The 16,698-nt window shown below is 61.4% G+C and carries 19 protein-coding genes and 1 tRNA gene; 8 read left to right on the forward strand and 12 right to left on the reverse strand.

Annotated elements, in window-relative coordinates; genetic code table 11:
• Nucleotides 1-22 precede the first annotated feature (22 nt).
• Genes DWB67_RS04150 through DWB67_RS04160 form a run of 3 tightly spaced genes read right to left on the reverse strand, consistent with a single transcriptional unit; the run spans nucleotide 23 to nucleotide 2,113 of the window.
• On the reverse strand, nucleotides 23-850 hold the full coding sequence (locus tag DWB67_RS04150; protein WP_119806264.1) for a uracil-DNA glycosylase family protein: 828 nt from the start codon (nucleotides 848-850) through the stop codon (nucleotides 23-25).
• A 30-nt stretch (nucleotides 851-880) separates the two neighbouring features.
• Nucleotides 881-1,588: a response regulator gene (locus DWB67_RS04155; protein WP_119806265.1), complete on the reverse strand. Its 708-nt coding sequence runs from the start codon at nucleotides 1,586-1,588 to the stop codon at nucleotides 881-883.
• Nucleotides 1,589-1,594: 6 nt separating this feature from the next.
• Complete coding sequence (locus DWB67_RS04160) at nucleotides 1,595-2,113, reverse strand: MarR family winged helix-turn-helix transcriptional regulator (RefSeq protein ID WP_255418546.1); 519 nt, start codon at nucleotides 2,111-2,113, stop codon at nucleotides 1,595-1,597.
• A 155-nt stretch (nucleotides 2,114-2,268) separates the two neighbouring features.
• On the opposite strand from DWB67_RS04160, the gene DWB67_RS04165 reads away from it, so the two are divergent.
• Nucleotides 2,269-3,138 carry a branched-chain amino acid aminotransferase gene (locus DWB67_RS04165; protein WP_119806525.1) on the forward strand — a complete coding sequence of 290 codons (870 nt, stop codon included), beginning with the start codon at nucleotides 2,269-2,271 and terminating at the stop codon, nucleotides 3,136-3,138.
• Between the two features lie 100 nt (nucleotides 3,139-3,238).
• Here the strand turns inward: DWB67_RS04165 and DWB67_RS18000 are convergent, their stop codons facing one another.
• The 8 genes from DWB67_RS18000 to DWB67_RS04200 all read right to left on the reverse strand — a co-directional run bounded on the left by DWB67_RS18000 (nucleotide 3,239) and on the right by DWB67_RS04200 (nucleotide 8,241).
• On the reverse strand, nucleotides 3,239-3,409 hold the full coding sequence (locus DWB67_RS18000) for a hypothetical protein (RefSeq protein ID WP_182911485.1): 171 nt from the start codon (nucleotides 3,407-3,409) through the stop codon (nucleotides 3,239-3,241).
• Between the two features lie 60 nt (nucleotides 3,410-3,469).
• Entirely contained in the window at nucleotides 3,470-3,934 is a 465-nt protein-coding gene (locus tag DWB67_RS04170) for a PTS sugar transporter subunit IIA (protein ID WP_119806266.1), read from the reverse strand.
• Between the two features lie 86 nt (nucleotides 3,935-4,020).
• Nucleotides 4,021-4,596, reverse strand: a complete 576-nt coding sequence (gene hpf, locus DWB67_RS04175; RefSeq protein ID WP_119806267.1) for a ribosome hibernation-promoting factor, HPF/YfiA family — start codon at nucleotides 4,594-4,596, stop codon at nucleotides 4,021-4,023.
• Nucleotides 4,597-4,788: 192 nt separating this feature from the next.
• Nucleotides 4,789-5,526 carry an LPS export ABC transporter ATP-binding protein gene (gene lptB / locus DWB67_RS04180; RefSeq protein ID WP_119806268.1) on the reverse strand — a complete coding sequence of 246 codons (738 nt, stop codon included), beginning with the start codon at nucleotides 5,524-5,526 and terminating at the stop codon, nucleotides 4,789-4,791.
• Nucleotides 5,526-6,002: a lipopolysaccharide transport periplasmic protein LptA gene (gene lptA / locus DWB67_RS04185; RefSeq protein ID WP_119806269.1), complete on the reverse strand. Its 477-nt coding sequence runs from the start codon at nucleotides 6,000-6,002 to the stop codon at nucleotides 5,526-5,528. The genes lptB and lptA overlap by 1 nt, the downstream gene beginning before the upstream one ends.
• Before the next feature lie 21 nt (nucleotides 6,003-6,023).
• Nucleotides 6,024-6,611: a hypothetical protein gene (locus DWB67_RS04190; RefSeq protein WP_119806270.1), complete on the reverse strand. Its 588-nt coding sequence runs from the start codon at nucleotides 6,609-6,611 to the stop codon at nucleotides 6,024-6,026.
• 4 nt (nucleotides 6,612-6,615) lie between these two features.
• Nucleotides 6,616-7,560 carry an SIS domain-containing protein gene (locus tag DWB67_RS04195; protein WP_119806271.1) on the reverse strand — a complete coding sequence of 315 codons (945 nt, stop codon included), beginning with the start codon at nucleotides 7,558-7,560 and terminating at the stop codon, nucleotides 6,616-6,618.
• A 66-nt stretch (nucleotides 7,561-7,626) separates the two neighbouring features.
• Entirely contained in the window at nucleotides 7,627-8,241 is a 615-nt protein-coding gene (locus tag DWB67_RS04200) for a ribonuclease D (RefSeq protein WP_119806272.1), read from the reverse strand.
• Nucleotides 8,242-8,472: 231 nt separating this feature from the next.
• On the opposite strand from DWB67_RS04200, the gene DWB67_RS04205 reads away from it, so the two are divergent.
• The 7 genes from DWB67_RS04205 to DWB67_RS18595 all read left to right on the forward strand — a co-directional run bounded on the left by DWB67_RS04205 (nucleotide 8,473) and on the right by DWB67_RS18595 (nucleotide 16,354).
• Nucleotides 8,473-9,507 carry an ABC transporter ATP-binding protein gene (locus DWB67_RS04205; protein WP_255418547.1) on the forward strand — a complete coding sequence of 345 codons (1,035 nt, stop codon included), beginning with the start codon at nucleotides 8,473-8,475 and terminating at the stop codon, nucleotides 9,505-9,507.
• Nucleotides 9,504-10,595 carry an ABC transporter ATP-binding protein gene (locus DWB67_RS04210; RefSeq protein ID WP_119806273.1) on the forward strand — a complete coding sequence of 364 codons (1,092 nt, stop codon included), beginning with the start codon at nucleotides 9,504-9,506 and terminating at the stop codon, nucleotides 10,593-10,595. The genes DWB67_RS04205 and DWB67_RS04210 overlap by 4 nt, the downstream gene beginning before the upstream one ends.
• A complete protein-coding gene (locus DWB67_RS04215) occupies nucleotides 10,592-12,091 on the forward strand; it encodes an ABC transporter substrate-binding protein (protein WP_119806274.1) in 1,500 nt (499 codons plus the stop codon). The genes DWB67_RS04210 and DWB67_RS04215 overlap by 4 nt, the downstream gene beginning before the upstream one ends.
• Before the next feature lie 56 nt (nucleotides 12,092-12,147).
• Entirely contained in the window at nucleotides 12,148-13,092 is a 945-nt protein-coding gene (locus DWB67_RS04220) for an ABC transporter permease (RefSeq protein ID WP_119806275.1), read from the forward strand.
• Nucleotides 13,092-13,961 carry an ABC transporter permease gene (locus tag DWB67_RS04225; protein WP_119806276.1) on the forward strand — a complete coding sequence of 290 codons (870 nt, stop codon included), beginning with the start codon at nucleotides 13,092-13,094 and terminating at the stop codon, nucleotides 13,959-13,961. Before DWB67_RS04220 ends, DWB67_RS04225 begins: the two co-directional genes overlap by 1 nt.
• Nucleotides 13,962-13,976: 15 nt before the next feature.
• Entirely contained in the window at nucleotides 13,977-15,767 is a 1,791-nt protein-coding gene (locus DWB67_RS04230) for a gamma-glutamyltransferase family protein (RefSeq protein WP_119806277.1), read from the forward strand.
• A gap of 233 nt (nucleotides 15,768-16,000) precedes the next feature.
• Complete coding sequence (locus tag DWB67_RS18595) at nucleotides 16,001-16,354, forward strand: FCD domain-containing protein (protein WP_182911486.1); 354 nt, start codon at nucleotides 16,001-16,003, stop codon at nucleotides 16,352-16,354.
• A 59-nt stretch (nucleotides 16,355-16,413) separates the two neighbouring features.
• Here DWB67_RS18595 and DWB67_RS04240 read toward each other — a convergent pair.
• Nucleotides 16,414-16,498, reverse strand: a tRNA-Leu gene (locus DWB67_RS04240).
• Nucleotides 16,499-16,698: the final 200 nt, after the last annotated feature.

The raw sequence follows: 16,698 nt of genomic DNA on the forward strand, positions 1-16,698 counted from the left end.
CCCTATGATGGGGAAACGAAACCTAAACGGAAAGCGATTCCAGTTTGGCCGACAGGGACAGAAGGTCGCCCCATGCGTCGCGTTTGGCGGCAGGGTTGCGCAACAGATAGGCAGGATGCGTCATTGGCAGCGCCGGACGGCCGAACGCCTGCACCCACTGGCCCCGCAGCCGCAGGATGCCACGCTTTTCCAAGGCGGCCTGACAGGCGATATTGCCCATCAGGACGATAATATCAGGGTCGGCCAGTTCGATATGACGTGCAAGGAACGGCATACTCACAAGAATTTCATCTGCACTGGGGTCGCGATTGCCCGGCGGACGCCATGTCAGGACGTTGGTGATATAGACCGCTTTTTCGGTATCGACAGCGTCGCGGGCCATACCGATGGCCGCAAACATCTGGTCCAGTAGCTTTCCTGCACGGCCAACAAAAGGTCGGCCCTGACGGTCTTCCTCGTCGCCCGGTGCCTCGCCAAGAATCAGCACGCGGGCATCGGGCCTGCCATCGGCAAAGCAGAAATTGCGCGCGCCTTTCTTCAGCTCGACCCCGTCGAACCGTTCCTGAACCGTTGCCAGATCCTCCAGCGACATCGCCCCTGCCGCCAGTGATTTCGCCTGTGCTACACGTTGGGCAAGGTCGTCAGCCTCGGAGGGGATGGGCGGAATTTTCGGCGTAGCCTCGACCGCGATGGCGGGCAGGTCGGGGGCGGGCACACGGGCGGGCAGTTCGAACCGGTCCACCGGATCGTCCATCACCGGCACATCCGCGCCCATTTCCATCTGCCATTCCAGCAACGCAAGTGCTGCGTCACCGTCCAGCGCGATTCCCTGATATGTTGCCCTGTCCATCACCTGCGCAAGCTATGCCCCGTGGCGCGACTAGTCCACCACCAGCATATAGCCGGTGCCGCGGACGGTTTGTAAAAAGCGCGGTTCGCGCGGGTCGGGTTCGATCTTGCGGCGCAACCGGGTCATCTGGACGTCGATGGCACGTTCGCCGTTTTCCGCCTCATCCGTGGTGCCGCCTCGCCCCAGATCCTCGATCAGATCGCTGCGGCTGACGGGCTGGCCACGGCTGGCGGCAAGACGGCGCAGCAAAGCGGCCTCGGTGCCGGTCAGGCGCATGGGGGTTTCGCCCTGCCATAATTCGCCCTTTTCCGTATCATAGCGCAGCTGTCCCAAAGACAGAAACTTCGGTTGGGCCAGTTCGACCACAGGCACGCGGCGCAGAATGGCCCCGATGCGCAGCAACAGTTCGCGCGGTTCGAACGGCTTGGCCAGATAATCATCCGCACCGCTTTCAAGGCCGCTAATGCGATCCTCGGTTTCGCCCTTGGCGGTCAGCAGCAGGATGGGCGTCTGGATGCGGGTGCGCAAATCGCGGGTCAGGGCCAGCCCGTCTTCACCCGGCATCATCACATCCAGAATGATCATGTCGAATTCCAGCCCCGCCAACAAACGGCGGGCCTGCAGGGCGTCACGGGCCATGGTGACCATATAGCCGCTTTTGCGCAGGAACCGCGCCAGCAACGCGCGGATGCGTTCGTCATCGTCAACGATCAGCAGATGGGTATCGGGTAGGGTCATGATGCCTCAGCGGTCTTCGGGAAGATCCTTGAGCGACTGATACTGTGCCCGCGTCTCGGGGTCCATCATCGCTTCAAGAACCTGCCGGAAACCCGATACCGCCTGCGGACCGGCACTGCGATAGGCAGATCGCATCCTTGCGCGCTGTGCTTCGGACAGGCGACGTTCCAGCGCGGTCCCGGCGGCGGTCAGATACAACTGGCGTTCGCGGCGGTCCCGGCGCCCGATGCGGCTGTCCACCAGCCCGTCGTCGATCAGGCTGCGCAGAACACGGTTGAGTGATTGTTTCGTCACCCCCAGCACCGCCAGCAGCGATGTCACCGTCAGCCCCGGATCGCGGTTGATGAAATGCAACGCCCGATGATGGGCACGACCATAATCCAGATCGGCCAGAATCATATCGGGATCGGCTGTAAATGCACGATATGCAAAGAACATCGCCTCGATCCCGCGGCGCAGCTGATCATCGGTCAGAAACAGCAGATCCTCACCGACCATCGTCTGAATCCGCGTCTTTTCCTGCATCCGGCCCATCCTGTTCTGTCGATTGCACTTTATGGCAGCGTTGTTGACTTTCTAAACAGTGATTGCTAGCCGTCAACCATCTTGCGTAACAAACGTGCCAAATCCGCCCTGACATACGCAAGAATCGTAAAATCGGGCGGCGGATGGAGAAAGACATGACGGCGGCTTACGACGATCGCGACGGCAAGATCTGGATGAACGGGGAACTGGTCGACTGGCGCGACGCAAACGTACATATCCTGTCACACGCAATGCATTACGCCTCTTCGGTATTCGAGGGTGAGCGGTGCTATGACGGCAAAATTTTCAAAAGCCATGAACATTCGCTGCGCCTGCTGGAATCGGGGCGGCTTCTGGACATGCCGATTCCCTATACCGCCGAAGAAATCGACGCCGCCAAAGAGGCTGTGCTGAAAGCCAACGGGTTCGAAAACGCCTATGTGCGTGTGGTCGCATGGCGCGGGTCGGGTCTGGATATGGGCGTTTCAGCGGCGCGCAACCCTGTCTGCATGGCGGTGGCCGCGTGGGAATGGGGCAGCTATTACGGCGATGCCAAATGGGACGGCGCCAAACTGGACGTTGCCAAATGGAAGCGCCCCAGCCCCGAAACCATTCCGACCGCAGCCAAGGCCGCCGGTCTGTACATGATCTGCACCATGTCCAAACATGCCGCCGAAGCCAAAGGCTGTTCGGATGCGCTGTTCATGGATTGGGAAGGCTATGTTGCCGAAGCCACCGGCGCGAACATCTTTTTCGTCAAGGACGGAGAAATCCACACCCCGCTGGCAGACCGTTTTCTGAACGGCATCACCCGTCAGACCGTCGTCCAGATGCTGCGCGATCAGGGCATGACCGTGCATGAACGGCGTATTCTGCCGGAAGAACTGGAAACCTTTCAGGAATGCTGGCTGACCGGCACCGCAGCCGAGGTGACCCCCGTTGGCCAGATCGGCGACTGGCATTTTCAGGTCGGCCAGATCACCCGCGACGTTGCTGCCAGCTATGAGGCATTGGTCCGCGCCTGATCCCGCGACCCCGATGGATTGCAAGGGCCGCCCGTATGGCGGCCCTTTTGCGTGGGATCAGGTCAGTTTTCCGCGCGCAATGCGGGCATATTCGCCTGTTTTACGACTGTCGTCGCTGCGCGCCAGCGGTTTGCTGTGCAGGCTGCGGATGGCGGGATGCATAAAGGCTGCGGATGGCGGGATGCATAAAGGCTGCGCGTTCCTGTTTCAGGAATTCGCGGGCACGGGCGGTGCCCCGCGTTCTGGGCTGGTCTGCAAGGTGACGGGTCATGATGGTCCTCCCTTTCATGGTCGCCACCATCATAGGGCCGAACCGGCCATTCTCAAAGCCTCAGGCGGCTTTGATCCCTTGGGCCGCGGCCAGAACGGCATGCAAGGCGACAGGATCGTCATTGGCGCGCAGCTTGGTGCGCAGATCCGTGTCGCGTAGGGTGCGCGATACCAGCGCCAATGCCTTCAGGTGGTCCACACCACTGCTTTCGGGGGCCAGCAGCGCAAAAACCAGATCGACCGGCTGGCGGTCAACCGCGTCGAAATCCAGCGGCTTTTCAAGACGCAGGAAGATACCTGCGACGCGGTCCAGCCCGTGCAGACGCGCATGCGGCAAGGCCACGCCCTGCCCCACACCGGTCGGACCAAGGCTTTCGCGTTCCTGCAAAGCGTCCAGCACCTCGGAGGCATTCAGCCGGTATTCCGCCTGCGCCAGATCGGCCAGTTCCTGAAACAATCGCTTTTTCGAACTGATCTGACCCAATGACCGCACGGCCCCGGGTCGGAGGATTTCACTTAGTTGCATGTACCAGCGTCTTTCCCAAGCTGTGCGCCCCCGAACATGATGCTCGGGGGCGACCCAGTCACTGCAGCGTCAAAGCGCGTCGGGTTCTAGCCGTTTCCGCGCGGGTCGACCCATCCGACATTGCCGTCATCACGGCGGTGGACGACATTGACGCCTCCATGTTTCTCGTTGCGGAACACCAACAGGGGCATTCCTGACAGTTCCATCTGCATGACGGCATCACCGACCGACAAGGTCGGGACTCGCGATTCCATCTCGGCGATGATCATGGGTTGAAGACCGCTATCCTGCGATTCCCACTCATCCTCATCAGCGGCAAGGACATAGCTGCCTGCTTGTCCAAAGACAACCGGCTCGGCGCGTTCCTTATGGTGATCCTTCAGGCGACGCTTATAGCGACGCAGCTGCTTGTCCATCTTTTCGCGGCAAGCCTCGAAGGCAGCATAGATGTCGTTGGCCGTGCCACGGGCCGTCACGTTCAGGCCGGTGGACAGGTGCACGACGCCGTCGCACAAGAACTGGTGGGCGTCTTTGGAAAAGGTGACCGTCGCATCCGTGGGGCGTTGCGAATACTTCTCGATGGTTTCGCCCAGCTCGGTTTTGACATGCGAGCTAAGCGCATCTCCGACATCGATGTGTTTTCCGCTGATGGTGTAGCGCATCGTATTTCCTCTCCGGTTGCCCGCCCCGACTGCGCCGGTCCGAAACCGGCCACGGCAGGAACGGGTGTGACGGGCCGCCTTGAAAGTTCTGGCCCGCATATATCAATTTGGAGACAGTCGATCGGTTCTGTCAACGGCCCACACAAGGGCGTGAAGAAAATTCCGCAATCATCTTGCATGGTTGCAGGTCCATCAGGTCATGCGGAAATTATCGCCCAGATAGACTTCGCGGACCTTGGGGTCGGCGACGATCTGTTCGGTGGTGCCGGACATCAGCACATGACCATCATGCAGGATATAGGCGCGATCTACGATCCCCAAAGTTTCGCGGACGTTGTGATCGGTGATCAGCACACCGATTCCGCGCGATTTCAGGGCATGGACCAATGTCCGGATTTCACCGACAGCAATCGGATCGACACCTGCAAAAGGTTCGTCCAACAGCAAAAAGCTGGGATTCGAGGCCAGACAGCGGGCAATTTCCGCCCGCCTACGTTCCCCGCCCGACAGCGCCATCGCCGAAGCATTCCGCAGATGCGTAATCGAGAAATCCGCAAGCAGTTCTTCCAACCGGTCGCGGCGGTGTCGGGGGTCGGGGACGGCAACCTCCAGCACTGCCATGATGTTCTGTTCGACACTAAGGCCACGAAAAATCGACATTTCCTGCGGAAGATAGCCGATTCCCAACCTTGCGCGACGAAACATCGGCAGCCGCGTCGCATCGCGTCCGTCGATCATCACCTGCCCTGCGTCGGGCGTGACCAATCCTGCAATGCAATAAAAACAGGTCGTCTTCCCTGAACCGTTAGGCCCCAGCAATGCCACAACCTCGCCCCGTTCAAGGTTGACCGACACATCGCGGATCACCAACCGGTTGCGGTATGATTTGCGCAGGCTGCGGACATCCAGCCCTGTCGATTTATCCGGCATCAGTTCGCGCCCGGTTGCAGGACCGAACGCACCCGCCCGTTGACCTGCGCCGAACCGCTGGCCAGATCGACGGTGATCCGGTCCCCGCTGAGGACATTGCGGCCTTGGGTCAGCAGCACGTTGCCGGTTAGGACAACATTGCCGTTTTCAACGTGATAGACCGCGCGCTGCGCCTCGGCGGCATCTTCGCCGCTTACCAAGGTAACATTGCCAGTGGCCGTCATGGTCTGGATGCGGTTCTGGCCACCTTCGGCATATTGCACAGTAACCTCATCTGCGGCCAAACGCATTTCGCCCTGCCCGATAACGACATTGCCTGAAAACAGCGCACTGCCATCGGTCTGGTTGACGGTCAGATTGTCGGATGCCACCTCGACCGGGGCCGAGACATCGGCCTTCATCCCGCCAAAGGTGACATTCTGGGCGGATGCGGGCGCGGCAGCCAGTGCCAAAGCGATCAGCAGGGGGCGAAGCATGGGGTCGTTCCTTGCAAGGGGTCAGGGCTGGTATATCAGACGCACACCGCCCGAGAAATTCAATATCGCAGGTTTTTGCGCGTCATCGCTGGTGTCATCGGGGGCAAGACGCATCTGGCCGGCCTGCAACTGTCCGAACGGGGCGTCGGCCTCGATCCCCTGATCGGCGGTGATGATCGACTGGTCGGTCTGCGCCTGCAACATCTGCGTCCGCAACTGCCAGCCGGTCGAGGTGTTCATGACCACCCCGCCCTGAAGGTTGACGACGCCGTCGCGCGTCCCGCCTGTGGGGGCAACCACGTCAGCGGTCAGTCCATCGGGGCGTTTCCAGTCCAGCCGCAGGTCGCTGGCCTGCCCGCCGCTTACGCCGTCATCGGGGGTGGCACTGGCGGCGCGCAGGGACAATTCCACACCGTCATTGGTCACGCCCATATATTCGGGACCGACAATCCGGCCTTCTTCTGCGGCGGCTTTGGCGTCAACTTCGGCATAGGGAATGCTGGATTCGGTATCGGATTTCCGCGACAGCAGGAACATCGTCGACAGCATCGCCAGTGCCACCAACGGCAGCAACACCCGAAGCCAGCGCACGATACGGGTACGGTTCATCGGGTCACACCAGTCCCGCGCGCAGGCAGTCGTGGATATGCAAGATACCCTGAGGCTTGCCGTCCTGCACCGCGAACAGACAGGTGATCTTGCGGTCCTGCATCTGCGCCAAGGCTGCCTCGGCCAGCGCATCGGGGTCGATGGTGCGTGGCGCGGGGGTCATGACGGCAGCGGCCTGCAAATCTAGCAGACCCTGCATGTGACGCCGCAAATCGCCATCGGTGATAATGCCGACCAGCGCACCGTCAGTGTCCGTCACACCCGTCACGCCATAGCCTTTCTGGCTGATGACCAACAGTGCCTCGGACATGGGGGCGTTTTCGGCCACCAAAGGCAGGTCACGATGCATCAGATCACCGACTTTGGCCAGCAACGCACCCAGCTTGCCCCCCGGATGGAAGGTGCGGAAATGTTCGGGGGTAAACTTGCGATGTTCCATCAGCGCGACGGCCAAAGCATCGCCCAGCGCCAATGTCATCGTGGTCGAGGTGGTGGGAACAATACCATTGCCGCAGGCTTCAGGCGCGGCGGGCAGAACCAATCCCACATCCGCCTGCCGCATCAGGGTCGAGGCGGGACGCGCCGCCACCCCGATCAGCGGGATCTTGAAGCGGCGGGTATGGGCGATCAGGTCGGCAAGTTCCGGCGTTTCACCGCTGTTGGACAGAACCAGCGCCAGATCGGCAGGTGTGACCATGCCCAGATCGCCATGCGAGGCTTCGGCCGGATGAACGAATTGCGCCGGTGTGCCGGTCGAGGCAAGGGTCGCCGCGATCTTGCGCCCGACATGGCCCGATTTGCCCATGCCCGATACAATCACGCGCCCTTTGACAGCCAGCAGCATCTCGACCGCGCGGATGAATTTATCGTCCAGCCCGTCGGCAAGGGCGGCAAGCCCCTGCATCTCGGTCTGGATGACCCTTCGCGCTGTCGTGATATAATCTGCCATGCGTCTGCCCCTGCCTTGATCGGTCAATATCCCTTTGGCAGTCATTACAGATTGCCAAAGCCGGTGTCAGTGATGGAAGATATCCTTGTCATCGCCCCAGCCCAGCAAATCCAGATGGGCACGGGCAGGCAGAAAGTCAAAACACGCCTGCGCCAGCCCCAACCGGTTTTCACGCCGCAGTCGTTCGTCCAACGCGTCTTTCAGCTTATGCAGGTGCAACACATCGGATGCGGCATATTCCAGTTGGGCATCGGTCAGATCGACGGCCCCCCAATCGCTGGTCTGCTGCTGTTTGCTGACATCGACATTGACCAGTTCGGACAGAAGCATTTTCAATCCATGCCGGTCTGTGAAGGTCCGCACCAGTTTGGATGCGATCTTGGTGCACCACACCGGCGATGTGACGACGCCAAAGGCATTTTCCAGCGCAGCAATGTCGAAACGACCGAAATGGAACAGCTTGAGAATTTTGGGATCCGTCAGCAGCTTGGTCAGATTGGGGGCATCGGTCTGGCCCCGTGCGATCTGCACCAGATGCGCCTCTCCGTCACCCGAGGACAGCTGCACAAGGCACAGCCGGTCGCGCCGCGGGTCCAGTCCCATCGTTTCGGTATCGATGGCAACGATAGGGCCAAGCACCAGATCATTGGGAAGGTCATTTGGATACAGATGGATGCTCATCGCCTGTCCTGCTTTTTTGTGTGACGCGATCCAAGAAAGCGGACCCGTCTTTATGGGACCTCTCTGACCAGAAACGCGCGCTTCGATCCAGTAAAAATCTTTAACCATGACAAGGTTCCCCGCCGGCGGGCACTGTTGCGCGAGGAAGGCGTCACGGAACACTGCCCACAAAAAAGGCAATCCCTATGGATTTGCACAATATGCAGATTTTTTCTTGCCAGATGCATCCATATGGATACGCTGATCCATTCAGAAATTGGTTCAGGTCCGATGCAAGATAGCCCGCCGCCACATGCACCGCTGATGGATCTGCAGGATCTATCGCTGCGGATCGCCCCCCATCCCGCACCGCTGCTTGATGGCGTTTCGCTGTCGGTCCGGCGGGGCGAGACATTGTGCATCGTCGGGGAATCCGGTTGCGGCAAAAGCCTGACCTCGCTTGCATTGATGGGACTGCTGGCGCCCAAGCTGCAAACCGGTGTGTCGGGGCGGGTGCAGTTTGACGGTCAGGATGTGGCCCTGTCCGATCAGGACCATCTGGCGCAATTGCGCGGCACCCGCATCGGCATGATCTTTCAGGAACCCATGTCCAGCCTGAACCCCGCCCATCGCATCGGCGACCAGATTGCCGAAGGCTGGCGGCGTCACAACAAAGGCGACGGACGCGATCAGGCGCTGGCCATGCTGCGCCGCGTCGGTATTCCCGCCCCCGAACGGCGGATGCGCGATTATCCCCACCAGATGTCGGGCGGCATGCGCCAGCGGGTGATGATTGCCATGGCGCTGGTCAACAACCCCGACCTGCTGATCGCCGATGAACCGACAACAGCGCTGGATGTCACCATTCAGGCGCAAATTCTGGACCTGATCGGCCAACTGCAATCAGAAGGCCGCATGGGCACCATCCTGATCACCCATGATCTGGGCGTTGTGGCCGAAATCGCCACCACAGTGGCGGTGATGTATGCGGGCCGCGTCGTTGAAAAAGGTCCGGTCGGGGCAATCTTCGGTGACCCACAGCATCCCTATACCATCGGGCTGATGTCATCCGTCCCACCCCTGCGCGGCGCACGGACGCGGCTGTCCACTGTGCCCGGTATCGTGCCGTCGATCGAGACAATGCCGCAGGGCTGCCGCTTTTCCACCCGCTGTCCCTTTGCCCGGCCGGTCTGCGCCACAACCCCGCCCTTGGTGCCACTTGGGCCCGACCATCACGTCGCCTGCCATTTCGCCCCATTGGATGTCACGCAACAGGGGGCCGCATGACCCGCGAAATGATCAGGGCCACCGGTTTGGCCAAACGCTTTCCGGTGGGCGGCAGCACGTTCAAAAAGCCCAAGCTGCTGCATGCGGTCGATGTCGTCGATCTGACGGTGAACGAAGGCGAGACCTTTGCCATTGTCGGGGAATCGGGCTGCGGCAAATCCACCCTCGCGCGGCTGCTAATGCGGTTGCTGACCCCCTCGGAAGGTCGGATCACCATCGACGGGCGCGATATGTCGAAGGTGACGGGCCGCGATCTGCGGGACATGCGCCGTGACGTGCAGTTCATCTTTCAGGACCCCTTCAGTTCGCTGAACCCCCGCCTGTCGGTCGCCCGCCTTGTCGGCGAACCGCTAGAGGCGCATCGCCCCGACATGCGCGCCGCCGACCGCCGGTCCGAAGTGGCGCGCCTGCTGCGTCAGGTCGGGCTGCGTCCCGAACATATGGACCGCTATCCGCATGAATTCAGCGGCGGCCAGCGCCAGCGCATCGGCATTGCCCGCGCCCTTGCATCCGGCCCCAAGGTGCTGATCGGTGATGAGCCCGTCAGCGCGCTGGATGTCAGTGTTCAGGCGCAGGTGGTGAACCTGCTGTCGGACCTGCGCGACCAGCTGGGCCTGACACTGGTCGTGATCGCCCATGACCTTGCCGTCATCCGCCAGATGAGCGACCGCGTCGCCGTCATGTATCTGGGCCGGATCGTGGAAACCGGCACCACCGATGCAATATTCGAAAACCCGCGCCACCCCTATACCCGCGCCCTGCTGTCCGCGATTCCCGGCCCGGAAGGCAGCACGGAAAAGCTGGCCTTGGCGGGGGAAACACCCAGCCCGATGGACCCGCCCTCGGGCTGTCATTTCCGCACGCGCTGTCCCTTTGCCGAAAGCCGATGCGCCGATGCGCGTCCGCCTTTGGAAGATACCGGCACAGGCACAGACGTCGCCTGCATCCGCTGGCGCGAGATTGCGCCGGATAACGCGGCCATTCCCGCCCCCACCCCGCGCAGCGATGGCGCCAAAGAACGGTTCCGGCTGTACCGGCAGGCACTGACCGATAACGAAAACAAGACCCGACAGGAGGTTACGGAATGACACTTCACAAGACCCTGATACTGGCGGCCCTTTTGGGAACAACGGCTATGGCCGCACAGGCCCAGACGTTGAAAATCGGGCTGGAAAGCGACCCCGACGCGCTGGACCCCGACCGCAGCCGCACCTTTGTTGGCCGCATCGTCTTTACCGCAATGTGCGACAAGCTGATCGACGTCTCGCCCGAACTGGATCTGGTGCCGCAACTGGCAACCGATTGGACCGTCAGCGAAGATGGCCTGACGGCGGATATGACCCTGCGCGACGGCGTGGTCTTCCACGACGGCACCCCCTTCGACGCCGAGGCGGTCAAAGCCAATATCGAACGGTCCCAAACGCTGGAAGACAGCGTGCGCAAATCGGAAGTCAGCTCGATCGAACAGGTCGAGGTGGTGGATGCCACCCATCTGAAACTGCATCTGTCGGCCCCCGACGCGCCCCTGCTGGCGCAACTGGCGGATCGTTCGGGCATGATGATGTCGCCGGCGGCCTTTGACGATATGGCCGCAGCACCGGTCTGTTCGGGCCCGTTCAAATTCGTGAACCGCGTGTCCCAAGACAAGATCGAGCTGGAGAAATTCGCCGATTACTGGAACGCCGATGCCATCAAGCTGGACGCGGTCACCTATCTGCCGATTCCGGATTCGACCGTGCGTCTGGCCAACCTGCAATCGGGCGATCTGAACATGATCAACCGCCTTGCTGCCACCGATGTGGAAACCGTCAAAGGCAGCAGCAACCTGAAGTATGAACGCGCCGATGGACTTGGCTATCAGGGCATTACGTTCAATACCGGCAATGGTGACCGTGCCGACAACCCCTTCGGTCAGGATGCCCGCCTGCGCGAGGCACTGTCCCTGTCCATCGACCGCGAAGCCATCAATCAGGTGGTCTTTTCGGGGCTGAACGCCTCGGCCAGCCAGTTTTCATCCGCAGCCAGCCCCTATTTCGACGATGCCTTCCCTGTGCAGGAACGCGATATCGAAAAGGCCAAGGAACTGATGGCCGAAGCCGGTTACCCCGATGGTCTGGAACTGGAATTGCAGGCCCCCAACCGGCCCGAAAACCAGCAGGTCGTCCAGATGATTCAAGCCATGGCCGCCGAGACGGGGATCCGCATCAAGCTGGTCGCCAAGGAATTCGCCACAATGCTGTCGGATCAGGCCGCCGGTAACTTCGAAGCCAGTCAGGTCGGCTGGTCGGGCCGGATCGATCCGGATGGCAACATCCTTGGCTTTGTCTCGACCGATGGCGGCTTCAACGACGGCAAATATTCCAACCCCGAAGTCGACCGCATTCTGGCCGAGGCCCGCGCCGTCAGCGATCAGGCCGAACGTCAGGACCTGTACCATCAGGCCAATGAAATCCTGAATGCCGATAAGCCGCTGTTTTATCTGTATAACGAAGCTTGGCTTTATGGCGTGTCAGATAAGGTCGAAGGGTTCACCCCGAACCCCGACGGGATGATCCGTCTGGAAAACGTCTCGCTGACCGAATGATCTGACGGTCGGGCGGCATCCCCGCCCGACCCCACCCGAATGCAAGGCCCAATGCAATGCTGTCCTATCTTATCCGCAGATTGCTGATCTCGATCCCGACGCTGGTTCTGATTTCAATCTTCGTCTTTGCGCTGCAAAAGATGCTGCCGGGCGACCCCGTGCTGGCCCTTGCGGGTGAGGATCGCGACCCCGAAACGCTGAACCGTCTGCGCGATCTGTATCACCTGAACGATCCGGTCTGGATGCAATATCTGATGTGGGTCAAAGGCGCGTTGCAAGGCGATCTGGGCCAATCGATCCGCACCGGCCTGCCCGTCACCGAAATGATCGCCTCCAAACTGCCGGTAACGATCCAGCTGGCGGTGATGTCGATGATCTTTGCCACCGTGATCGGGATTCCTGCAGGCATCCTGTCAGCGGTCAAAAAGGGCACCGCGACGGATTACGTGGCCAATGTGGTCGCGCTTTCGGGGCTGTCCATTCCCAACTTCTGGCTGGGGATCATGCTGATTCTGCTGGTGTCGGTGAAATGGCAGCTGCTGCCCGCATCAGGCTATGTTCCGCTGACCGAGGATGCTGTGCAATCCATCAAGACGATGCTGATGCCGTCTTTTGTTTTGGGCACAGCACTTGCCGCGTCGCTGATGCGGCACACGCGGTCGGCCATGCTGGGCGTCTTGCGTCAGGATTACGTCCGCACCGCCCGCGCCAAAGGGCTGGCCGAACATACCGTCGTGATGCACCACGCATTCCGCAACGCCCTGACCCCCGTCGTCACGCTGGCCGCGCTGTTGTTTGGCGAATTGATCGCAGGTGCCGTTCTGACCGAACAGATTTTCACCATCCCCGGTTTTGGCAAGATGGTCGTCGATGCGGTGTTCAACCGCGACTATGCCGTGGTGCAGGGCGTCGTGCTGGTGACGGCGCTTGGCTTTATGCTGATGAACCTTGTCGCCGATGCTGCCTATGTTCTTTTGAACCCGCGACTGAGGGTCGGCTGATGACCAATACAACCGTTGATCCCGTCCTGTCCCGCCGCCCGCAATCGCGCGTCTGGCGCAAGCTGCGTGGCCACCGCAGCGCCCTTTTGGGGGTCGTACTGGTCGGGGTGTTCGTTCTTCTGGCAGTTGCAGCGCCGGTCCTGCCGATGCCCGACCCCGCGGCAGCCGATTGGGGCGCGATCCGTCAGCCCCCCTCCGCCGCGCATTGGCTGGGCACTGATGAATTGGGTCGCGACCAGCTGTCCCGCATGATCTGGGGGGCACGCGCATCGCTGATGGCAGGCGTCGTATCGGTCGCCATCGCCATTGCCATCGGTGTGCCGCTGGGGATTCTGGCGGGCTATTTCGGCGGCTGGATCGATGCCATCATTTCCCGCTGCACCGAGGCGCTGCTGGCGATCCCCTTTCTGATCCTTGCCATTGCGCTGGCCGCTTTTCTGGGGCCGTCACTGACCAATGCCATGATCGCCATCGGCATCGCCGCCACGCCGGTGTTCGTCCGCCTGACGCGCGGCCAGGCCATCAGCGTCGCCGCCGAGGATTACGTCGAAAGCGCCCATGCCATCGGGCTGCGGACGCCGGTGATCCTGCGCCGCTATATTTTTCCCAACGTCCTGCCCCCCGTGCTGGTGCAGGCCACGCTGACCATCGCCGGTGCCATCATTGCCGAAGCCTCGCTGTCGTTTCTGGGTCTTGGGCAACAGCCCCCGTCGCCCAGCTGGGGCGCAATGCTGAACACCGCCAAGAATTTCATGACCCAAGCCCCGTGGATGGCCATGTGGCCGGGCATCGCGATCTTCCTTGTGGTGCTGGGCTTCAACCTTCTGGGCGACGGGCTGCGCGACGCGCTGGACCCGCGCGAAGACTGACAAAGGATTCCATTGATGAGCAATTTTACCACCCGCCCCGATATTCGCGGCACCTTCGGCACCGTCGCCTCGACCCATTGGATCGCCTCGCAGACGGGCATGGGCATCCTGGAACGCGGCGGCAATGCCTTCGACGCCGCCGTCGCCACCGCCCTTGTCCTGCAAGTGGTCGAGCCGCATCTGAACGGCCCCGCAGGCGATCTGCCCGCCATCATCCATGTCGCCGAAACGGGCGAAACCCGCGTGCTCTGCGCCCAAGGCGTGGCCCCCAAGGGTGCGACGATGGAATATTACCGCGAACACTTCGGCGACGGGCTGATCCCCGGATCGGGACTGTTGGCGACGGTGGTCCCCGGTGCTTTCGATGGCTGGATGCTGATGCTGCGCGATCATGGCAGCATGGAGGTTGCGGACGTCATGGCCCCCGCCATCGGTTATGCCCGCGACGGCCACCCGATGCTGCCGCGCGTGGCCAATACCATCGCGGGGCTTTCCGATTTCTTCCGCACCGAATGGCCCAGCAGCGCGCAGACGTGGATGCCCGACGATATCGCGCCCACCGAATGGGCGCTGTTCCGCAACCCCGACCTGGCCGCCACGTGGCAGGGTCTGGTCGATGCCGCCACCGGCGATACCCGTCAGGCGCGCATCGATGCCGCCCGTAAGGCATGGTCGCAGGGCTTTGTCGCCGATGCGATATGTGACTATCTGGCCGACGCCCATGTCATGGACGTGTCGGGCAGCACACATTCCGGCATCCTGTCGCGTCAGGATCTGGCCGAATGGGAAGCCAGCTGGGAAGACACCCTGTCGATCGACTATCACGGCTGGACGGTTCACAAGACCGCGCCCTGGTCGCAGGGGCCGGTGATGTTGCAAGGGTTGCAGATCCTGAAGCATTTCGATCTGGCTGCGATGGACCCGATGGGCGCCGAATTCGTCCATACCGTGACCGAGGCGATGAAACTGGCCTATGCCGACCGCGAGGCTTATTACGGCGACCCCGACTTCTTCGACATACCCATGGATGCGCTGCTGTCGCCCGAATATGCCGCCGAACGCGCCAAGCTGATCACGGGCACCGCCAGCATGGACCAGCGCCCGGGTCGCATCGCCGGTTTCGAACATCTGGCCGAAGACGCCATTCTGCGCGCCGCGACCGATTTCAATGCCGCGCGCGGGGCCAGCGCCGGCGAACCGACCATGGCGCATCTGACCGAAAAGCGCGGCGATACGGTGCATATCGATGTCATCGACCAATGGGGTAATATGGTCAGCGCCACCCCCTCGGGCGGCTGGCTGCAATCCAGCCCTGTCATTCCGGGTCTCGGTTTCCCGTTGAACAGCCGCGCGCAGATGTTCTGGCTGCGTGACGGGCTGCCGACATCGCTGAAACCGGGGGCACGGCCACGCACGACGCTGACGCCATCGCTGGCGGAAAAGGACGGCACGCGGATCGCCTTCGGGACACCGGGTGGTGACCAGCAGGACCAGTGGCAGCTGATCTGGTTCCTGCGCTATGTCCACCATGGTTTGTCGATGCAACAGGGCATGGACGCGCCACTGTTTCACACCGCGCATTTCCAATCCAGCTTCTATCCGCGCGACGCCGTCCCCGGCGCGTTGATGGTCGAACCCAGTCTGGGCGAAACTGCCATCAACGATCTGCGCGCCCGCGGCCATCAAGTCACCGTCGCCGAACCCTGGAGCATTGGACGCCTGACCGCCGCCCGCCGCGAGGCCGACGGCATGCTGACCGCTGCCGCCACTCCGCGCCTGATGCAGGCCTATGCTGTCGGGCGCTGACCCCCACAACAGGCAAAGCGCATCCCTTGCGCTTTGCCACCCTATGGTCATTCAGTGACCACCCGAACGACGCGGAAGACAGGGATGTCGGGCGCATCACGCAGACGCATCCGCCGAGCGCTGGATGAATTGCAGCGTCGCGGGACAGTGTTTCGCCGTCGCCTGCTGGCGGAACAGTTAAGCCTTGTGCGACTGATGGATGTCCCCGCCAGATCGAACCGCATCTGGCACGATTGGCCGCCACACGTGCCGCGGACCATGACATCGCCCATCGGGAAACCCTAATGCAGCGGTCACGCGGGCCCGAATCGGCATATGATTACAATCGGGCGGCTGAGCTGTTTCATTACTGCATCGCCGAACTTGCCGGAAATTCACTGTTTCCGGAAATTTTCGACCTGATCCGTGGATTGCGCCGGCAGGCGGAATCGCTGTTCCAAAACCGGTCTGCCCGATGCATGCGCGTCCTTGGCCAGCAACATCAGCATATCTTTGATACCATCGCCGCCGGGAACGAAGCAGGCGCGGATCGCGCCACCCGTCCGCATAGGAAGTTTGCTGCCAATGCGATTCACGTGAAACCATAAACCATTGGTTCAGATAGCAAAAACCCCCGCAAGCACGAAGCTTGCGGGGGTTTTTATAATGGTGCCCAGGAGAGGACTCGAACCTCCACACCTTGCGGCACACGGACCTGAACCGTGCGCGTCTACCAATTCCGCCACCTGGGCAGGTGGTATGAGCGGCTGATTAAAGGCAGTTCGGGGGGCCGTCAATCGCTTTCTGTCATCTTTCTGACAGTTTTTTCGACAAATCGTAAAATCATGCCAAAAACCCTGTGCGGGACATTGCCTGCGCCCCCGTGCCGCCTTGCCGCAGGCCACATGCGGGGGTAAGGATCACAGCAACATTCGGCACGAAGGAGGCGAGA

Source organism: Paracoccus sp. JM45, from assembly GCF_003590715.1.
In the GTDB taxonomy this organism is placed as follows: domain Bacteria; phylum Pseudomonadota; class Alphaproteobacteria; order Rhodobacterales; family Rhodobacteraceae; genus Paracoccus.

What these genes read in the sequence shown, in the direction of transcription:
- hpf (WP_119806267.1), bottom strand. Translation starts at nt 4,596, where the DNA reads ATGCGCTACACCATCAGCGGAAAACACATCGATGTCGGAGATGCGCTT.
- DWB67_RS04170 (WP_119806266.1), bottom strand. Translation starts at nt 3,934, where the DNA reads ATGCAACTAAGTGAAATCCTCCGACCCGGGGCCGTGCGGTCATTGGGT.
- lptA (WP_119806269.1), bottom strand. Translation starts at nt 6,002, where the DNA reads ATGCTTCGCCCCCTGCTGATCGCTTTGGCACTGGCTGCCGCGCCCGCA.
- DWB67_RS04215 (WP_119806274.1), top strand. Translation starts at nt 10,592, where the DNA reads ATGACACTTCACAAGACCCTGATACTGGCGGCCCTTTTGGGAACAACG.
- DWB67_RS04230 (WP_119806277.1), top strand. Translation starts at nt 13,977, where the DNA reads ATGAGCAATTTTACCACCCGCCCCGATATTCGCGGCACCTTCGGCACC.
- DWB67_RS04220 (WP_119806275.1), top strand. Translation starts at nt 12,148, where the DNA reads ATGCTGTCCTATCTTATCCGCAGATTGCTGATCTCGATCCCGACGCTG.
- lptB (WP_119806268.1), bottom strand. Translation starts at nt 5,526, where the DNA reads ATGCCGGATAAATCGACAGGGCTGGATGTCCGCAGCCTGCGCAAATCA.
- DWB67_RS04150 (WP_119806264.1), bottom strand. Translation starts at nt 850, where the DNA reads ATGGACAGGGCAACATATCAGGGAATCGCGCTGGACGGTGACGCAGCA.
- DWB67_RS18000 (WP_182911485.1), bottom strand. Translation starts at nt 3,409, where the DNA reads ATGACCCGTCACCTTGCAGACCAGCCCAGAACGCGGGGCACCGCCCGT.
- DWB67_RS04205 (WP_255418547.1), top strand. Translation starts at nt 8,473, where the DNA reads ATGGATACGCTGATCCATTCAGAAATTGGTTCAGGTCCGATGCAAGAT.
- DWB67_RS04160 (WP_255418546.1), bottom strand. Translation starts at nt 2,113, where the DNA reads ATGCAGGAAAAGACGCGGATTCAGACGATGGTCGGTGAGGATCTGCTG.
- DWB67_RS04195 (WP_119806271.1), bottom strand. Translation starts at nt 7,560, where the DNA reads ATGGCAGATTATATCACGACAGCGCGAAGGGTCATCCAGACCGAGATG.
- DWB67_RS04200 (WP_119806272.1), bottom strand. Translation starts at nt 8,241, where the DNA reads ATGAGCATCCATCTGTATCCAAATGACCTTCCCAATGATCTGGTGCTT.
- DWB67_RS04155 (WP_119806265.1), bottom strand. Translation starts at nt 1,588, where the DNA reads ATGACCCTACCCGATACCCATCTGCTGATCGTTGACGATGACGAACGC.
- DWB67_RS04190 (WP_119806270.1), bottom strand. Translation starts at nt 6,611, where the DNA reads ATGAACCGTACCCGTATCGTGCGCTGGCTTCGGGTGTTGCTGCCGTTG.
- DWB67_RS04225 (WP_119806276.1), top strand. Translation starts at nt 13,092, where the DNA reads ATGACCAATACAACCGTTGATCCCGTCCTGTCCCGCCGCCCGCAATCG.
- DWB67_RS04165 (WP_119806525.1), top strand. Translation starts at nt 2,269, where the DNA reads ATGACGGCGGCTTACGACGATCGCGACGGCAAGATCTGGATGAACGGG.
- DWB67_RS04210 (WP_119806273.1), top strand. Translation starts at nt 9,504, where the DNA reads ATGACCCGCGAAATGATCAGGGCCACCGGTTTGGCCAAACGCTTTCCG.